We start from the raw sequence: 16472 nt of genomic DNA, 5'->3' as shown, positions 1-16472 counted from the left end.
AGATGAGCATAATAAATTCTTCGTTGGTCTTGCCGGCGAATATGAGTTTAGCTCAGAAGCAGGCGGTAGATTTATCGTGCCAAATGGTAGCACAGGCGAAATGTTAAGCCCAGATCTAAAAGGCCTAACAGGAATTGGCGAAATCGGCTATCAATACAAAACCGAAACGCTTAAATTCGATGCTGGCGTAAAAGGATACGCTGGCAAACAAGAAGGTGTAAGCGCACAAATGGCGCTTAGCATTGCGTTTTAGTTAAATTTGGCAAAATTTAAAATTTTGCCAAATTTCTAAAATTTAACCTCTGAATTTAATCTTTAAATTTAATCCTTAAATTTGACCCAAACCCGAGAGCAATCTCGGGTTTTTTTATGGGTTGGAATAGCTGAAATTTGTTTAATTTGTCATTGCGAGAATTTTGCGTTAGCAAAATTCGTGGCAATCTACGAGCTAAAATAACCAAAACATTTACAAGCGTGTCATTGCGAGGCGTGATAACGCCGAAGCAATCCAGAAAAATTTAAAGCAAAATTCTACTTAAATTTAGCATTGAACGATTTTTTGAATTTAACTTGCGCCGTGAAATTCTCTGTAAGGGGGAGGGCGCGCTTTTTAGGAGACGCTACCCTCCCCCTTACCAACCCCCACCCCTGTAAAACCTTAGAAGTGGCTAAATTTAGAAAAACTTCGTTTTTCTAAATTTAGCTGATTTGATTTTTACTGAACGCCTAACGGCGTTGCTAGATTACCACGCGAGCAAAGCTCGCTCGCAATGACAAATTTGGCAAATTTCAAATCTCAGGCGCAGTGTTTAAACCACCAAAAAGGCTAAATTTGACCCTAATTTGCCCATTTTTCGCGCTCACCACTCTCGTCGATTTCGTTGCCGATTTTTTCATAAAGCGCGTAGTAATACTCCACAAACTCCCTACACACCGCGTCTTTTGGCAGATACACGCCGCTAGTATTTTCGACAAATCCGTCCAAAAAGTCGTAAGCATCGAGCTTTTTGTAATAAGTGCTCGCTAAAATTTCGTAATTTTTCAGGCAAATTTCCTTAAATCTCTCATACCCCGCCTCGCTAAAATCGACCGCAAGCTTCGCGCCGTCAAATTTCAGCACGCCGGCGCGGAATAGTAGCGTCAGATGAATTAGCCCCTCGCAATAATACGGCCTCACATCATTTACCCTTTGCCACGCGATGAGCCCCACGCTGCGGCGGATTAGCTCGTCAAGGACCGGCAGGCGCATTTCTGGTTTTTCGTTGAAAAAGAAGTTGATTAGCCCGCCCGTGGTAGCCTTGTATTCTTCGACGAGCTTGAAAGCGCCTGATTTATTCATCAGCGACTCTGTGTCCTCGTCGATGAAAAATATATGACCAAACTCATGTCCGATTGTGGAGATTTCATAAACCATGCGCCAAATTTTAGGCTGTTTGAATAAAATTTCGCGCCCAAAATTTAGATAATCTAAATCGAAAATTTGCGATGAAATTTTCATAAATGGCTTGGCTTTGGCGCTTTCATAGACAAAATTTACAAATGCGAAAATTTTCTTTCCGCAGTTTGTGCTGACGAATTCGTCATTTGGCACAACCTGCGCCGAAAATAGCCCGTTTAAATCCGCGCCGTAATAAATCATCGGCGTGGAGATATAAAGCTGAGTTTTATCAATGTTTGAAAGCACGAGTGAGCGCATTACAGGGCTATTTGCGCCGATTTGTTTGTAAATTTTATCGAAACTAGCACTTACTTGGGCCTTAAATTTATCCGCGTCAAACCTAGTTGGCTGAGATAGTCTGATGTCCCATTCTAGCGCGACTGCGTGTGTGTAGTTATCCTCGTAGTATTCAAGCGGGTGGCCGATTTGTATCGGGGATTTGGTCTCCATCCACGCCATTTCAGCGTCCCGCCACGCGCCGATTACAAAGACATTATTGCGCTCGGCAAAGGCTGTGCGAAGCTTGGCTAGGTAGTAGATATATGCCCGCTCCTCGGCGTTGCTAGCTAGATCTTCGAGCTCTAAAATAGCCTTATTAAATGTGCCGATTAGCTCCTTGCTATCCTCTTCAAACGCCACGGCATAGGGCGCCATGACAAATTTGCCCTCGCTATCTTGGATAATCGCGCCATAGCAACGATCGCAAATTTCATCGTGTGGCGTGCGCTGTAAAAGCTCGTTTTCAAAAAGATACTCTTTGGCGTCCGCGATACTGGCGAAATTCATCTCTAAGCGTTTGTTGTTGGTATCGATAACGAGTTTTTGCCAGCTTTTTTGCATTTGATTGATTACAAGTCCGATTTTATGCACGCTTTTGATAAGCTCTAAATAAAATGGGTTTAAAATTTTCTCCTCTTCGATTTTTGCGATAAGCGCGGCGTGCATGTCAGAGTGTATTTGCCTGACATAATCATACATTTTTTCACGCAAAAAGCTTTGTTTGTTTGCGTCATAGCCTAGCTTGCGAAATTCTTGCATCATTGCTTCTTCTTTTAAATCCACAATACGCCTTAAAACCGCGATTTTCGCGCTTTGTGTGTCGCTAAATTCGCAAATTTGCAGACCTTGTTTTATGATTTCGCTATCTGAGTTTGCATAAAGTGCGTTTAAATTTGCCTTCGTTTCGCTCACCAATTCGTTTAATCGATCGAAATTATTCATATTTTTCCCTTTAAAATTTTGGCTAATTTTAGCAAAATTTTTTTTAAGAGAGTTTTAGTAACTTTTTATTTAATTTGGCTTTGCTACAATGCCAAGCTTAAATTTACAAATAAGGAGAAAATATGGAACATATGGGCGAAGCAGTTATAAAAATCATCGCTATGCCAACAGACACTAACCCAGCCGGAAATATCTTTGGCGGGTGGATTTTATCACAGATTGATTTGGCTGGAACGGTCGCAGCAAGGGAATTTGCACCTGAGCGCGTGGTTACAATATCGATGAAAGAGGTGATTTTCAAACAGCCTGTTTTCGTGGGAGATTTAGTCACTTGCCACGCAACCGTGACCAAAATCGGCAACACTTCGATTACGGTTTTGGTAAATGTCACAGCCGAGAGGTATTGCAAAGAGTCGCGCTCTCGCATTTGCCAGCATGTAACAAGCGCAGAAGTAACCTATGTAGCCGTCGATAGCGAGGGCAACAAGCTCGTAATCGATCCAGAGCTAAAAAAATTAAAGGGATTTTAGGCTAAATTTGGCAAATTTTAAAATTTGCCAAATTTTTATTTTGTGTGTTTTTTAAACTCTTCGAAAAATTCAGATTCTAGCTCAGCATTGCTTTTTACAATCATACCAGAGCCGTGTATTACGCTTGGCATACAGGCGGTGCAAATATGCACGGTTTCGCCGTTTTTGTGGGCTTTGATGAATACAGCGTTTTCGTCATCGCTACTTTTGAGTGAGCAGATATTGCAGATATAGACATTGCCAGTTTTCATGAGAAATCCTTTGAAATAAACTAAACCGCTATTTTATACAAATTCGGCATAAAATTCATTGATTTGCATTAATTTTTTTAAATTTTAGTTGCGATAAAAATATTATATGCGATAAGTATATGATAAAAAATAGCTGGAAAAACAGACCCACGAGCGGGATCAAACACGCTAAATAAAACAAAAATACGCTAAGCATAAATTTATATCCACCGCCCTTTTTATAGCACTTCTCAAAGCTTTTTTTATCTAGGGTATTTGAAGCGACATCGATTAAAATGAGTTTATAATAAATATAAAAAAATGGTATATTTATCACAAAAAGATTTATTAAGGGAACTGCTAAAAGTAGCAAGCAAAGCAGTAAAATTCCAATAAATTTTAAAATTTCAATCGCCATTAGGGTTAGCACTCGCCCCAAATTTGGCTCATCGGCGCGCTCTAAATGGTAGTGTCTTAAATTTATCTCTTTTGTAACAATCGGCGTGAGAAATCCAGCGATAAAAAGCGCGCAAAACACGCTTAGCATAAGCACCAAAAATGTCCCAAAGGTGTAAAAAATCACGCCGATTATCCATTTTGTGGCGCCGTAAGCTAGCAGTTTTGCAATCAGCGGAAATCTCGCCTCGTCCAAAAAGCTAAAATCCCCGCTTTTTGCCCCCTCTTCGAGCAGAGCAAAAATCTCGCTTCCGCCAAAATACATAAAATATCCAAGCACCAAAAGTGCGCAAAAAAACGGCAAAAGCGAAAGGGCGATGAATTTTTTCGTAAAAAAATCTTTGATTGAAAGGCGAAAAATTTTACCCATTAAATTTCTTTAAATTTCGCTGTTTTTATAGGCTTTTTCTAAATTTGCGTAAATTTCGCCCACTTCCAAAACGCCACTATTTAAAATTTCTACCAAAACGACATTATCCTCTTTGCCGTTCCAAATTTTGCGGTAGCTGCCCTCTTTGTAGCCGTTGTCTTGGCGGAATTTATTTAGCACATTTTTGCCGATATATTTGGCGAAAAGCACCTCCAAATTTACCCCGCACTTGATCGCCACTCTGAAATAATCCTGCAAAAGCGAACCCACGCTAAAATTAAATCCACTCGTCTCATGAATCAAAAGCTCGATATCATTTACGATTTCATAAATCGAGTAATCCTCGATATTTGCGCGGTGCGCGCTAAATTCTCTAAACGCGCTTACGCTGATTACTTCGCTAGCAATCTCATCAATGCTCTTTAAATTTTTGTTTTGTTCCAAAACATAGCTCATCACAAAGTGCCAAATATCCACGATTTCGATGACGATATTATCTATATCAGGGGCTGCGGCGATGTTTTTCCAGTGCTTCCATGCAAAGCTGTCGATTAGCTCAGCGCACTCCATATAAATGCAACGCTTCCAGTTGATTAGTTTGCCGTTTTTGGTGTATCCGTCCTCCCAGCCCACGCCGTTAGTTTCGTCGTTTAGGCGTTGTTGCATTAAAAACATCTCTTTTATTTTTTTATAATTTTCCATAACTTCTCCTAAATTTAGCGCGAAATTATAGCGCATAAAAGAAAATGTAGGTATAATTACTCAAATTTTTGAAATTTTAAATTTTACAGGGGGATTTATGGATAAATTTGACCTATTTTTAAGCAAAATGAAGCTTATGTCAATCGCCGTGCTAGTCGAAAATCTGCCGTATTGCTCAAACGCATTTTACGCTTACGATAAAGACAATAAAACCTTGATTTTTTCAGGACATGAAGATTCTACGCATATCAAAGCGCTTTTTACCAATCGTTTCGTCTCTGGCACGATTGCTTTGGATACCAAAATCATTTCTAGGATTAAAGGAATTCAGTTTAAGGGCAAAATTCGTAGCGCAGATGAAAACGAGGCTAAAATTTACTTCAAAAGATTTGCCGTTGCCAAGGCGATGAACCCTGAGCTTTTTGCCATTAGGCTTGATTGGATGAAGCTAACCGATAATGTCGTAACCTTCGGTAAAAAGCGCGTTTGGGAGCGCAAAAAAGAGGAGTAAATTTTACTCCTTTTACTTAAATTCAGTTGAATTTGTATCCGTAAAATTCCATTTTTATTTTAATTACTTACAACAAATTAAGCAACTTTTAGCTAAAATTCACAGGTTTTACACAATCCCGAACAGTAAGGAGAAATTATGGGAAAAGTTATGAAAACTATGGACGGAAACGAAGCCGCGGCTTATGTTTCTTACGCTTTTACCGAGGTTGCAGGAATTTACCCTATCACACCTAGCTCACCAATGGCTGATTATACAGATATGTGGGCCGCAAAAGGCATGAAAAACCTTTTTGGCATGCCAGTTAAAGTCGTAGAAATGCAAAGCGAGGCAGGTGCCGCTGGAACAGTGCATGGCTCACTACAAGCTGGTGCGCTTACTACAACTTACACAGCTTCACAAGGCTTACTACTTAAAATTCCAAATATGTATAAAATCGCTGGACAAATGCTACCAGGCGTTATCCATGTAGCAGCCAGAGCCCTTGCAGCGCAAGCTCTTTCTATCTTTGGTGATCACCAAGATGTCTATGCATGTCGCCAAACAGGCTTTGCTATGCTAGCAAGCGACAGCGTGCAAGAAGTAATGGATCTAGGCGGTATCGCTCACCTAGCAGCGATTAAAGGTCGCGTTCCTTTCCTACACTTCTTCGACGGCTTCCGCACAAGCCACGAAATTCAAAAAGTCGAGGTTATGGATTACGCTGAATTTGACAAATTGCTCGATTACGACGCAGTTCAAGCCTTCCGTGATAATGCACTAAACCCAGAGCACCCAAAAACTCGCGGAACAGCTCAAAACGATGACATTTACTTCCAAACAAGAGAGCTAACAAACAAATTCTACGACGCTTTGCCAGATATCGTAGCTGATTATATGGAAAAAATTTCAAAAATCACAGGCAGAGAGTATAAGCCTTTCACTTACTATGGCGCAAAAGACGCTACAAGCGTTGTAGTCGCAATGGGTTCAGTAAATCAAACTCTTGAAGAGGTAGTTGATTATCTAAATTCAAAAGGCGAAAAAGTTGGCGTTATCAAAGTTCATCTTTACAGACCATTTAGCGTAAAACACCTATTTGCTGTTTTACCAGAATCAGTAGAGAGAATTTGCGTTTTAGATAGAACAAAAGAGCCAGGAAGTATCGGCGAGCCACTATACCTAGATATCAAATCAGCATTTTATGGCAGCAAAAAAGCTCCACTAATCATCGGCGGACGCTATGGCCTAAGCTCAAAAGATGTCGATCCAGCTCAAATGATCGCTGTATTTGACAACCTAAAATCAGACCAACCAAAAAATGGCTTCACTGTGGGTATCGAAGACGATGTAACCTTCCTATCACTAAAAGTCGGCGAGAAAATTTCTCTTGGCGAAGCAGATGAGATCGAGTGTCTTTTCTACGGACTTGGCGCAGACGGCACAGTCGGTGCGAACAAAAACTCAATCAAAATCATCGGCGATAAAACAGATCTTTATGCGCAAGCATATTTTGCTTACGATAGCAAAAAATCAGGCGGTTACACACGCTCGCACCTAAGATTTGGTAAAAAACCAATCCGCTCAACTTACCTAGTTTCAAATCCAAATTTCGTAGCCTGTTCAGTAGCGGCGTATCTTGAAATTTACGATGTAATCGACGGTATCAAAGATGGTGGAACTTTCCTTTTGAACTCAATCTGGGACGCAGAGGAAACTATCAAAAAAATACCAAACAAAGTAAAAAGAATCCTAGCGCAAAAAAATGTTAAATTCTACATTTTAAACGCTACTAAACTAGCCCACGAAATCGGACTAGGCAACCGCACAAATACCATTATGCAATCAGCATTTTTCAAACTAGCAAAGATTATTCCGTTTGAAGAAGCTCAAAAATATATGAAGGAATTTGCATACAAATCATACGCTAAAAAAGGCGACGCAATCGTGCAAATGAACTATGACGCGATTGATAAGGGCGCTGACGGCTTAGTCCAAGTCCCAGTCGATCCTGCATGGGCAAATTTGAAAGACGAAGTAAAATCTGATAGCGTAGGATACAAAGGCACAGAATTCGTCGAAAAAATCGTAAAACCTGTAAATGCAGCCAGAGGAAATGATTTGCCAGTATCAGCATTTATCGGACACGAAGACGGCTCATTTGAAGCAGGCACTACAAAATACGAAAAACGCGGTGTAGGCGTGCTTGTGCCAAAATGGATCGAGGCAAATTGTATCCAATGTAACCAATGCGCGTTCGTCTGCCCACACGCTGTAATCAGACCGTTCTTGCTAGACGAAAACGATGTAGCAAACGCTCCACAATACACAAAAGAGCACCTACTTGACGCAAAAGGCAAAGATTTTGCAGGTATGAAATATAAAATTCAAGTAAGCCCGCTAGATTGCACTGGTTGTGCATTGTGTGCTGAAAACTGCCCAAGCAAAGAGAAATCTTTGGTTATGGTTCCACTTGGCGAAGAAATGGATAAAGGTGAGCAAACAAGCGCTGATTATTTATTTGAAAATGTTCGCTACAAAGATGATTTGGCACCGAAAAACAATGTCAAAAATGTCGGCTTTGCTAGACCATATTTCGAATTCCACGGCGCATGCCCAGGTTGTGGTGAAACTCCATATATCACACTTGTAACAAGATTATTCGGCGATCACATGATTGTAGCAAATGCGACAGGATGTAGTTCGATCTACGGCGGTTCTGCTCCTTCGACTCCATACCGCAAAGACGCAAACGGACGCGGTGTCGCATGGGCAAACTCACTATTCGAGGACAACGCAGAATTCGGCCTTGGTATGAAGGTAGCAACAGAGACAATTCGCCATAAAATCGAAGATGTTATGCTAAATACAATGGAAGAAGCTCCAAACGCGCTAAAAGCTCTATATAATGACTGGATCGAAAATCGCAACGACACTGTAAAATCTCGCGAAGTCACAGACAAACTAATCCCAATCTTAGAGCAAAACAAAGGTGTTAAGGGCGTTAGTGAAATTTTAGAGAGAAAATCTTACCTAAGCAAAAAATCACAATGGATTATCGGTGGCGACGGCTGGGGTTATGATATCGGATACGGCGGACTTGATCATGTTTTAGCTAGTGGCGAAAATGTAAATGTTTTGGTTCTAAACACTGAGGTTTATTCAAACACAGGTGGCCAAAGCTCAAAAGCTAGCCGCCGCGGTTCTATCGCTCAATTTACAGCTGGCGGAAAACCAGTTCAAAAGAAAGATTTGGGACAAATCGCTATGACTTACGGAAATATTTTCGTAGCTCAAATCAACTCAAACGCTAGCCAAGCTGCTACAATCAAAGCGATTTTGGAAGCAGAGGCTTATGATGGTCCATCACTCATCATCTGCTACTGCCCTTGTATCGCTCATGGTATCAAAGGCGGTCTAAACCACTCTGGCGCACAAGCTGAGCTTGCGACAAAATGCGGTTACTGGCCAACTTATACCTTCGATCCACGCTTAGCAGACGCTGGTCAAAACCCACTAAAAATCAGCTCAAAAGAGCCTGATTGGGATCTATACGAGAGCTTTTTGATGAACGAAGTTCGCTACAACGCTCTAAGGAAAAACAACCCAGAGCACGCTGACGAGCTTTATGCTAAAAACAAACAAGACTCTCAAAAACGATACAGACAGCTAAAACGCTTAGCAAATTCTGATTATTCAGACGAGATTTAATCTCGCAGGTTGCGGTAAATTTACCGCAACCTTTTTTCTTTATTCTTTCAAAATTCCCCAAATTTAGCCTTTTTAAATTTATAAAAATTCTGAGATTTTTATATCCATTATCAGAAAGTTTTAAATTTTTTGTGTTATAATAACCAATATCAAAACAAAAGGGGATAAAATGAGTGTTTTAGTAATAGGCGCGGATGAAATCACTCCGATAAAGGCTGTTTTGCACAATCTTGGCGCGACGCATATCGAGCATTGGGACGCACGCAACGAAAACCGCGTCAATCGCAAACCAATCCCGCAAAATACCGACTGCGTGGTAATGCTAACTAGTTTTTTAAACCACAACACGATGAAAAAAATCAAAAGCGAAGTCAAAAAGCGCAATATCCCGCTTGTGTGCGCAAAACGAAGCGTGAGCTGTGTATTTTGCGAGTATTGCAAGATTTTCGGGCTAAAAAATACATTTTGTTGCGATAAAGACAAAAACGATTAATCTAAAATTTCGCCCAAATTTCTCGCTGAAATTTTGGGTGAAATTTAGCTTTTGCGAAACCCCAAATTTAGCCCTTTTAAAATTTGCTAAATTTAACTAAACCGCGATTTAATCGCACTTTCTACGAAATCCAAATTTTGCATTTTGCGCGATTTGTATGCGAATTAATCATCAAATTTAAGTATAAATTCATAGCAAAATTAGTAATATAGACCCTCGAAATTTAGCTTATAAAGGATTTTAAATGATAGGCATTATCTACGGTAGCTCGATGGGAAACACAGAAGCAGCCGCGAAACTCATAAGCGAAAATTTAGGCATAGTAAATGAAATCAAAAATGTAGCAGATATCACGCCAGCAGACCTCGCAAACTACACCGCGCTCATCGTAGGAAGCTCTACTTGGAACGATGGCGAACTCCAAGACGATTGGGCGAGCTTTGATTTTGATTCGCTCGCAATTAACATAGCTGGCAAAACGGTAGCGATTTTTGGCATGGGCGATAGTTCGAGCTATTCTGGCGCATACTGCAACGCAATGGCGGAGTTGTATGTCAGATTTAAAACCGCCGGCGCAAAAATCATAGGCGCGGTGCCGACTGAGGGTTATGAATTTAGCGCAAGCAAAGCCATAAAAGACGGAAAATTCGTAGGCCTTGCCCTCGATAACGACAACCAAAGCGCCCTAACAGAAGGTCGCATAAAGGCTTGGTTGGCCCAAATCACCCAAGATCTTCAATGATTTTAAGATACCTTAGGGTGTCTTTTTGATTTTCAAATTTTAATTTTTAAAGCTTTCAAATTATCAAATTTGGCTAAATTTAGCCCTTTTTCGCTAATAAAAGTATACACGAAAGTATCAGCACAAATCCTACGAAATCCAAAAATACAAATTTTGTCCCTAGCCAAAAATGTGCAAAAAATGCTGCGCTAACTGGCTCAATTGCGGCGATTAGGCTTGCTTTTGGCGCACCGATTAATTTCACCCCAACCATATAAAAACTAAATGCTAAAACCGTGCCGAAAAACACCACACCTAAAAACGCCAAAACACCGCTTAAATCGCTAACGCCAGCTAAATTCCACACGCCCAAAACCCCGCCTAAAACCACTCCGCCAAGCACCATGCCCCAGCCTAAATTTAGCACGACGGGGTATTTTTGGTTTAGTTTTTTGGGCGCGAGATTATACACACAAACGCAAGCTGCGCTAAGCAGACAAAAAATAAGCGCTTTTTGGCTGATTACAAGCGAGCCCAAATCCCCATGCGTAGCCAAAATCACAACGCCCAAAATCGCCAAAATCAGCGAAACAAACTCATTGATTTTAGGCAATCGCGCCTCCGTGATACACACAATCGCCAAAATCATCGCAGGCGCGGTGTATTGGATCACGGTGGCAACAGCGGCGTTTGAAAGCTCGATAAAATAAAAATAAAAATATTGCGTCAGCATTAAGCCCAAAATCGAAAACGCCAAAAATTGCGCCCTCAAATTCGCGTCCAAAATCGGCGCAAACACTCGCCTATCTCGCAACGAAAAAGCACAATAAATCACCAAAACTCCCCCAGCACAAAGCAGGCGAAGCGGGACAAGCCAGTTTGCGCTCACACCCTTTATTTCGAAGAGATACTGACCGCAAACCCCGCTAAATCCCCACAAAACCCCACCAAGAAAGGTTATGAAAATGCCAAAAATTATACTTTGCGTTTTCATATTAATTGAATTAAATTTATAAAATTTCGGCAAATTCACGCTAAATTTAACGCAAATTTGCCAAATTTAAGAATTATTTGTTTTTTAGATACTCTTGCAAGCTTTTCACTTCCAGTGCGCTTCCGTCTTGGACCGCACACACTGACATAGTAGCAGCGAGCGCAGCCTTGATATTCGTAAAATACGGCAGTTTAAATCTCACCACAGCTTGGCGGATTTTAAATGTATCTGACGAGCTTGATTTGGTGTCGCTGGTGTTGATGACAAGGGCGATTTCGCCATTTTTTAGCTTATCTTCGATATTTGGGCGACCCTCAGAGATTTTATAGACGAACTCGCACTCCAAACCAGCCTCTTTTAGCGCTTTGCAAGTCCCGCCAGTGGCAATCAGACTAAATCCAGTCTCAACCAAAGTCTTAGCTAGGCTTACCCCTTTTTCTTTGTCGCGATCAGTCAAGCTCATAAACACAGCGCCCTTGCTTGGCAAGACATTGCTGGCTGAAATTTGGCTTTTTGCAAAGCTTTTTGCGAAATTCTCGCTAATACCCATAACCTCGCCCGTGCTTTTCATCTCAGGTCCTAACGCGATGTCGCAGCCTGGGAGTTTATTAAACGGAAATACGCTCTCTTTGACGCAAACTCTGCCACTCACGCGCGGTTTTAAAATGCCCTTTTCCTCACACAAAACGCCAAATTTATCGTAAAATTTAAGCGCCTCGCGCAAATTTCCTTGCCACATTACGCGAGTGGCGACCTTTGCCATTGAAATTCCAGTTGCTTTGCTCACAAACGGCACGGTTCTAGAAGCTCTCGGATTGACCTCAATCATATAAAGCTCGTCCTCAAAAATCGCAAACTGAATATTCATAAGCCCCACGACGCCCAAATTTAGCGCGATTTGTTTTGTGGTTTCGTTGATTTTATCAATCATCTCATCGCTTAGGCTCATTGGAGGCAATATGCTTGCACTATCGCCAGAGTGGATTCCAGCCTCTTCGATATGCTCCATTATCGCACCGATATAGACATCTTTGCCATCGCTTATAGCATCGACATCAAGCTCTGTGGCATCAAGCAAAAATTTATCTAATAATACCGGTGAGTGGTAGCTCACGCTCACAGCCTCGCTCATATACTCTTTTAGCTCATCGACATTATGCACTCTTCTCATAGCCCGTCCGCCAAGCACATAACTAGGGCGCACAAGGACCGGATAGCCGATAATCGCGGCCTTTTCGATTGCTTCGGCTTCGCTAATGGCTGTGTCGTTTTTAGGCTGTTTTACGCCGATTTTAGTGATAAATTCGCTAAATTTCTTGCGGTCTTCTGCAATATCAATCGTGCGCGCGCTCGTGCCGATAATCTTGGCTCCAATTGCGTTTAGGCGTTTGGCAAATTTAAGCGGAGTTTGTCCGCCAAAATGCACGATTACACCCTCTGGCTTTTCTGTCTCGATTACGGTGCGAACATGCTCGAAATCAATCGGCTCAAAATACAAAATATCGCTCGTATCGTAGTCGGTCGAAACCGTTTCTGGGTTGCAGTTATACATAATGCTCTTTATGCCAAGATCCCTTAGCGCATAACTTGCATGCACGCAACAATAATCAAACTCAATGCCCTGCCCTATGCGGTTTGGACCACCACCGATGATTAGGACTTTTTTGGCGTTTTGCGGCGTTCTGGTTGGCAGGTTTGGCGTGATATTTGTGCTAGAATACAAATACGGCGTGAGAGCCTTAAATTCGCCTGCGCAGGTATCGACTTCGTTATACTCTAAATTTATGCCGTGTTTTGCGCGCGCAAAGAAAATATCGTTTTGCGTAAGGCCTAGATTATCGACTTTGTTAATCAAATGCGCAATCATTTTGTCCGAAAAGCCCATAGTTTTGGCTTTGCGAAGCAAATTTGGAGCATTTAGGATATCCATGTCGATTTTGGCTTCAAATTCGACGATTTCGTGAATTTCGCGCAAAAACCATGGATCAATTTTGCTAAATTCAAAGACCTCATCTACACTAAATCCCTCACGGTAAGCTTGCGCGACATACAAAATTCTATCCTGTCCTGCGTTTCTAAGCCCAAAAATCAAATCATCTTTGCTTAAATTTAACTCGATAAAGCCATAGTAGCTTTTCTCCATTGAGCAAAGCGCCTTTTGGATACTCTCTTTAAATGTGCGACCAATCGCCATTACCTCGCCGATACTTTTCATCGCAGTGCCAAGGTGCGGGTTCGCGCCCGGGAATTTCTCAAAGGCAAAACGCGGGATTTTTGTGACGATATAATCAATCACAGGCTCAAAGCTTGCAGGCGTGCCAGTAATATCGTTTTTAATCTCATCTAGGCTAAAACCCACAGCTAGCATGGTAGCGACTTTGGCTATCGGGTAGCCTGTGGCCTTGCTAGCTAGGGCTGAGCTACGGCTGACGCGCGGATTCATTTCGATTACTATCATGCGACCTGTGCGCGGATTTATGGCAAATTGCACATTGCTTCCGCCCGTATCGACGCCAATCTCACGCAAAATCGCAAAACTTGCATCACGCATACGCTGATATTCTTTATCCGTGAGCGTCAAAGCCGGTGCAATCGTAATGCTATCGCCCGTATGCACGCCCATAGGATCGAGATTTTCGATAGAGCAGACGATAATGCAGTTATCTTTATTATCCCTGATAACCTCCATTTCATACTCTTTCCAGCCAAGCAAACTCTCTTCAATCAAAATTTCATGGATTGGGCTAATGTCAATGCCGTTTTGTGCGATTTCTTTAAATTCGTCGATATTATACGCTACGCCACTTCCTGCACCTCCGAGTGTATAACTAGCGCGGATAATGAGCGGAAAGCCGATTTCTTCGGCTGCTTGGTGAGCTTCTTCCATAGTGTAGGCATATTTTGACTTTGGTAAATCCATGCCGATTTTAATCATTGCCTCTTTAAAAGCCACGCGGTCTTCGCCCTTTTTAATCGCTTCTGGTTTAGCACCTAGAAATTTCACATCGCCTAGCTCGCCACTTTCATAGACTTCCATTGCGACATTTAGCGCAACCTGACCGCCCATAGTAGGCAGTATCGCATCGACGCCCTCTTTTTTGATAATTCGCAAAATGCTCTCTTTTGTGATTGGCTCGACATAAGTCGCATCTGCAAAATCAGGGTCTGTCATAATCGTAGCTGGGTTTGAATTTATCAAAACTACGCGATAGCCCAAATTTTTCAAAGTTTTAGCAGCTTGTGTGCCACTATAATCAAATTCACACGCTTGACCGATGACGATAGGACCGCTTCCGATAAGCAATATCGTCTTTACATCTTCTCTTTTTGGCATTATCTTTCCTTTGTAACGACATACAAAAACGTTGGCATATTTGGATTTGCGTATGGCTCTATGACAGCGCTTTTGTATAATTTACCACTCTGAACTGATTTGACCCGCCCCACAGGCACACCCTCGAAAAATATCTCGTCCTTTCCGCTCGTATAAACCTCATCGCCGACTTTTGGGTCTAGCCATTGTGGGATAAATTTCACCACCAAAACATTTCCCTCGCCGTTTGCAACGCCTGGAATTTGACTCTCGCCGATTGATACAGAAAAATTGCTTTTTTCATCTTTTTGGAGTATGGCTAGGGGCTTGTTATCGCGATTTACAACGATTCCTGCGGTTTTGCCCTCGCTGATGAGACCATAGACTTTATCTGGATTGAAATTTTTAAAATTTATCCAAAATTTGTTGTAATCATTTAAGCTAGCGTAACTTAGCGTCCTAACAAGCTCGACACGCGGTTCGTAAGCGGAGCTGTTTTTATCAAGCAAAATTTTATTTAACTCCCCCGCAAAGGTGCCAAGAAGCATGGCGGATTTTTTCAGCTCCTCGTTTTCGGCGCGCAGGGCTTCGATAGTGTTTGCTTGATCGATATGTTTTGAAATTTTGTTTTTTATAAAGCTCGTAATATCTTTGTAAGTATCGATAGCTCCTCCGCTAAGACCGATAAATTTACCATGAATTTGCGATCCAAAAATAAGCGAAGTAGCCACCAATACCACAGCGATGAGTAGAAACTTTACATTAGTCATTTGCTGCTTGTTTTAGCGATTTGATCTCTTCTAGGGCCTTGCCAGTGCCGTTTGCGACGCAAAGAAGCGGTTCATCTGCTACGAATACAGGCAATTTCACAGCCTCACTTAGATATTTATCTAGCCCTCTAATTAGCGCGCCTCCGCCGGTTAAAACCACGCCGTTTTCTACGATATCGGCTGCGACTTCTGGCTGGATACTTTCAAGCACAAATTTTAGCGCGTCAGCGATTTCGCGGATTGAGTCTTTTATCGCCTCTCTGACATCTTCGCTAGTTAGATCAACCGAGCTTAAAAGCCCGCTGATTTGGTCCTTGCCTTTGACCGTGTAGGTTAGATCTTTTGGTTGTTGGATTGCGGTGCCGATTTTGATTTTGATCTCTTCGGCTGCACGCTCTGAGATAAGAAGGCTGTATTTTTCTTTGACATAATTTACAATGCTAGCGTCGATTTTATCGCCTGCTACGCGCACTGATTTTGCATTTATAATGCCCCCTAGCGAAATCACACCAATCTCTGTCGTGCCACCACCGATATCTACGACTAGCGAGCCTTTCGCCTCGGCTACTGGAAGCCCTGCGCCAATCGCTGCTGCCATTGGTTCTTCGATTAGATAAACCTCGCGCGCCCCTGCTATCATCGCGCTTTCTCTCACGGCCTTGCGCTCGACTTGTGTTAGACCATAAGGCACAGAGATGATAATCCTAGGACTTACAAAAAAGCGTCTTTTGTGCGTTTTTTCGATGAAATATCTAATCATCTTTTCAGTCATATCAAAGTCTGCGATAACGCCGTCTTTCATCGGGCGCACAGCCTCGATATCGCCCGGTGTGCGACCTAGCATCTCTTTGGCTTCTGCGCCCACAGCTATGATTTTTTGTTTGCCATAGCGTTCGTTTTGCACAGCCACGACGCTTGGTTCGTTTATGATTATACCTTTATCTTTGAGCAAAACTAGCGTGTTTGCCGTGCCAAGATCAATCCCCATATCACTAGAAAATAAGCCTAATAAAGAATCAAGTAACATTTATTC

General features: G+C 42.0%; 14 protein-coding genes. 6 read left to right on the top strand and 8 right to left on the bottom strand.

Annotated features, from left to right (window positions below):
• On the top strand, positions 1-253 hold a 253-nt coding region (locus tag OFN67_RS08005), incomplete at its 5' end, for a hypothetical protein (protein WP_443101035.1).
• A 585-nt stretch (positions 254-838) separates the two neighbouring features.
• Here the strand turns inward: OFN67_RS08005 and ciaB are convergent.
• Positions 839-2659, bottom strand: a complete 1821-nt coding sequence (gene ciaB, locus OFN67_RS08000) for an invasion protein CiaB (protein ID WP_270868971.1) — start codon at positions 2657-2659, stop codon at positions 839-841.
• Between the two features lie 122 nt (positions 2660-2781).
• Here ciaB and OFN67_RS07995 point away from each other — a divergent pair, with 122 nt between their 5' ends.
• Positions 2782-3189, top strand: coding sequence for an acyl-CoA thioesterase (locus tag OFN67_RS07995; protein WP_270862798.1), 408 nt, complete (start codon positions 2782-2784; stop codon positions 3187-3189).
• 35 nt (positions 3190-3224) lie between these two features.
• Here the strand turns inward: OFN67_RS07995 and OFN67_RS07990 are convergent, their stop codons facing one another.
• Genes OFN67_RS07990 through dut form a run of 3 tightly spaced genes read right to left on the bottom strand, consistent with a single transcriptional unit; the run spans position 3225 to position 4947 of the window.
• The gene (locus OFN67_RS07990) at positions 3225-3440 is read right to left on the bottom strand and encodes a hypothetical protein (RefSeq protein ID WP_270859918.1); all 216 of its coding nucleotides are present in this window, start codon (positions 3438-3440) and stop codon (positions 3225-3227) included.
• Between the two features lie 55 nt (positions 3441-3495).
• A complete protein-coding gene (locus tag OFN67_RS07985; RefSeq protein ID WP_270868972.1) occupies positions 3496-4245 on the bottom strand; it encodes an EI24 domain-containing protein in 750 nt (249 codons plus the stop codon).
• 9 nt (positions 4246-4254) lie between these two features.
• Positions 4255-4947 carry a dUTPase gene (gene dut, locus OFN67_RS07980; protein WP_270859920.1) on the bottom strand — a complete coding sequence of 231 codons (693 nt, stop codon included), beginning with the start codon at positions 4945-4947 and terminating at the stop codon, positions 4255-4257.
• Between the two features lie 97 nt (positions 4948-5044).
• On the opposite strand from dut, the gene OFN67_RS07975 reads away from it, so the two are divergent.
• From OFN67_RS07975 to OFN67_RS07960, 4 genes are all read left to right on the top strand, one after another.
• Positions 5045-5458 (top strand): hypothetical protein, encoded by a 414-nt coding sequence (locus OFN67_RS07975; RefSeq protein WP_270862801.1) that lies wholly within the window; start codon positions 5045-5047, stop codon positions 5456-5458.
• 138 nt (positions 5459-5596) lie between these two features.
• Positions 5597-9148 carry a pyruvate:ferredoxin (flavodoxin) oxidoreductase gene (gene nifJ, locus OFN67_RS07970; RefSeq protein ID WP_270868973.1) on the top strand — a complete coding sequence of 1184 codons (3552 nt, stop codon included), beginning with the start codon at positions 5597-5599 and terminating at the stop codon, positions 9146-9148.
• A 169-nt stretch (positions 9149-9317) separates the two neighbouring features.
• Complete coding sequence (locus tag OFN67_RS07965) at positions 9318-9641, top strand: DUF2325 domain-containing protein (protein WP_270865353.1); 324 nt, start codon at positions 9318-9320, stop codon at positions 9639-9641.
• A 244-nt stretch (positions 9642-9885) separates the two neighbouring features.
• Positions 9886-10383 (top strand): flavodoxin, encoded by a 498-nt coding sequence (locus OFN67_RS07960; RefSeq protein ID WP_270868974.1) that lies wholly within the window; start codon positions 9886-9888, stop codon positions 10381-10383.
• A 79-nt stretch (positions 10384-10462) separates the two neighbouring features.
• On the opposite strand, the gene OFN67_RS07955 is transcribed toward OFN67_RS07960, so the two are convergent.
• The 4 genes from OFN67_RS07955 to OFN67_RS07940 form a co-directional block, all read right to left on the bottom strand.
• Positions 10463-11356 (bottom strand): DMT family transporter, encoded by an 894-nt coding sequence (locus OFN67_RS07955; protein WP_270868975.1) that lies wholly within the window; start codon positions 11354-11356, stop codon positions 10463-10465.
• 73 nt (positions 11357-11429) lie between these two features.
• Complete coding sequence (carB, locus tag OFN67_RS07950) at positions 11430-14690, bottom strand: carbamoyl-phosphate synthase large subunit (protein WP_270868976.1); 3261 nt, start codon at positions 14688-14690, stop codon at positions 11430-11432.
• Positions 14690-15439: a rod shape-determining protein MreC gene (gene mreC, locus OFN67_RS07945; RefSeq protein WP_270868977.1), complete on the bottom strand. Its 750-nt coding sequence runs from the start codon at positions 15437-15439 to the stop codon at positions 14690-14692. Before mreC ends, carB begins: the two co-directional genes overlap by 1 nt.
• Entirely contained in the window at positions 15432-16466 is a 1035-nt protein-coding gene (locus OFN67_RS07940) for a rod shape-determining protein (RefSeq protein WP_270862807.1), read from the bottom strand. The genes mreC and OFN67_RS07940 overlap by 8 nt, the downstream gene beginning before the upstream one ends.
• Between the last annotated feature and the right edge of the window lie 6 nt (positions 16467-16472).

Source organism: Campylobacter sp. JMF_11 EL3 (assembly GCF_027736965.1).
In the GTDB taxonomy this organism is placed as follows: domain Bacteria; phylum Campylobacterota; class Campylobacteria; order Campylobacterales; family Campylobacteraceae; genus Campylobacter_B.
Note: the sequence above shows the minus strand (reverse complement) of the source record. Positions and strands in the feature narration are given on the sequence as shown.

What these genes read in the sequence shown, in the direction of transcription:
- OFN67_RS07990 (WP_270859918.1), bottom strand. Translation starts at nt 3,440, where the DNA reads ATGAAAACTGGCAATGTCTATATCTGCAATATCTGCTCACTCAAAAGT.
- ciaB (WP_270868971.1), bottom strand. Translation starts at nt 2,659, where the DNA reads ATGAATAATTTCGATCGATTAAACGAATTGGTGAGCGAAACGAAGGCA.
- OFN67_RS07960 (WP_270868974.1), top strand. Translation starts at nt 9,886, where the DNA reads ATGATAGGCATTATCTACGGTAGCTCGATGGGAAACACAGAAGCAGCC.
- OFN67_RS07995 (WP_270862798.1), top strand. Translation starts at nt 2,782, where the DNA reads ATGGAACATATGGGCGAAGCAGTTATAAAAATCATCGCTATGCCAACA.
- OFN67_RS07985 (WP_270868972.1), bottom strand. Translation starts at nt 4,245, where the DNA reads ATGGGTAAAATTTTTCGCCTTTCAATCAAAGATTTTTTTACGAAAAAA.
- mreC (WP_270868977.1), bottom strand. Translation starts at nt 15,439, where the DNA reads ATGACTAATGTAAAGTTTCTACTCATCGCTGTGGTATTGGTGGCTACT.
- OFN67_RS07940 (WP_270862807.1), bottom strand. Translation starts at nt 16,466, where the DNA reads ATGTTACTTGATTCTTTATTAGGCTTATTTTCTAGTGATATGGGGATT.
- carB (WP_270868976.1), bottom strand. Translation starts at nt 14,690, where the DNA reads ATGCCAAAAAGAGAAGATGTAAAGACGATATTGCTTATCGGAAGCGGT.
- OFN67_RS07965 (WP_270865353.1), top strand. Translation starts at nt 9,318, where the DNA reads ATGAGTGTTTTAGTAATAGGCGCGGATGAAATCACTCCGATAAAGGCT.
- OFN67_RS07975 (WP_270862801.1), top strand. Translation starts at nt 5,045, where the DNA reads ATGGATAAATTTGACCTATTTTTAAGCAAAATGAAGCTTATGTCAATC.
- dut (WP_270859920.1), bottom strand. Translation starts at nt 4,947, where the DNA reads ATGGAAAATTATAAAAAAATAAAAGAGATGTTTTTAATGCAACAACGC.
- nifJ (WP_270868973.1), top strand. Translation starts at nt 5,597, where the DNA reads ATGGGAAAAGTTATGAAAACTATGGACGGAAACGAAGCCGCGGCTTAT.
- OFN67_RS07955 (WP_270868975.1), bottom strand. Translation starts at nt 11,356, where the DNA reads ATGAAAACGCAAAGTATAATTTTTGGCATTTTCATAACCTTTCTTGGT.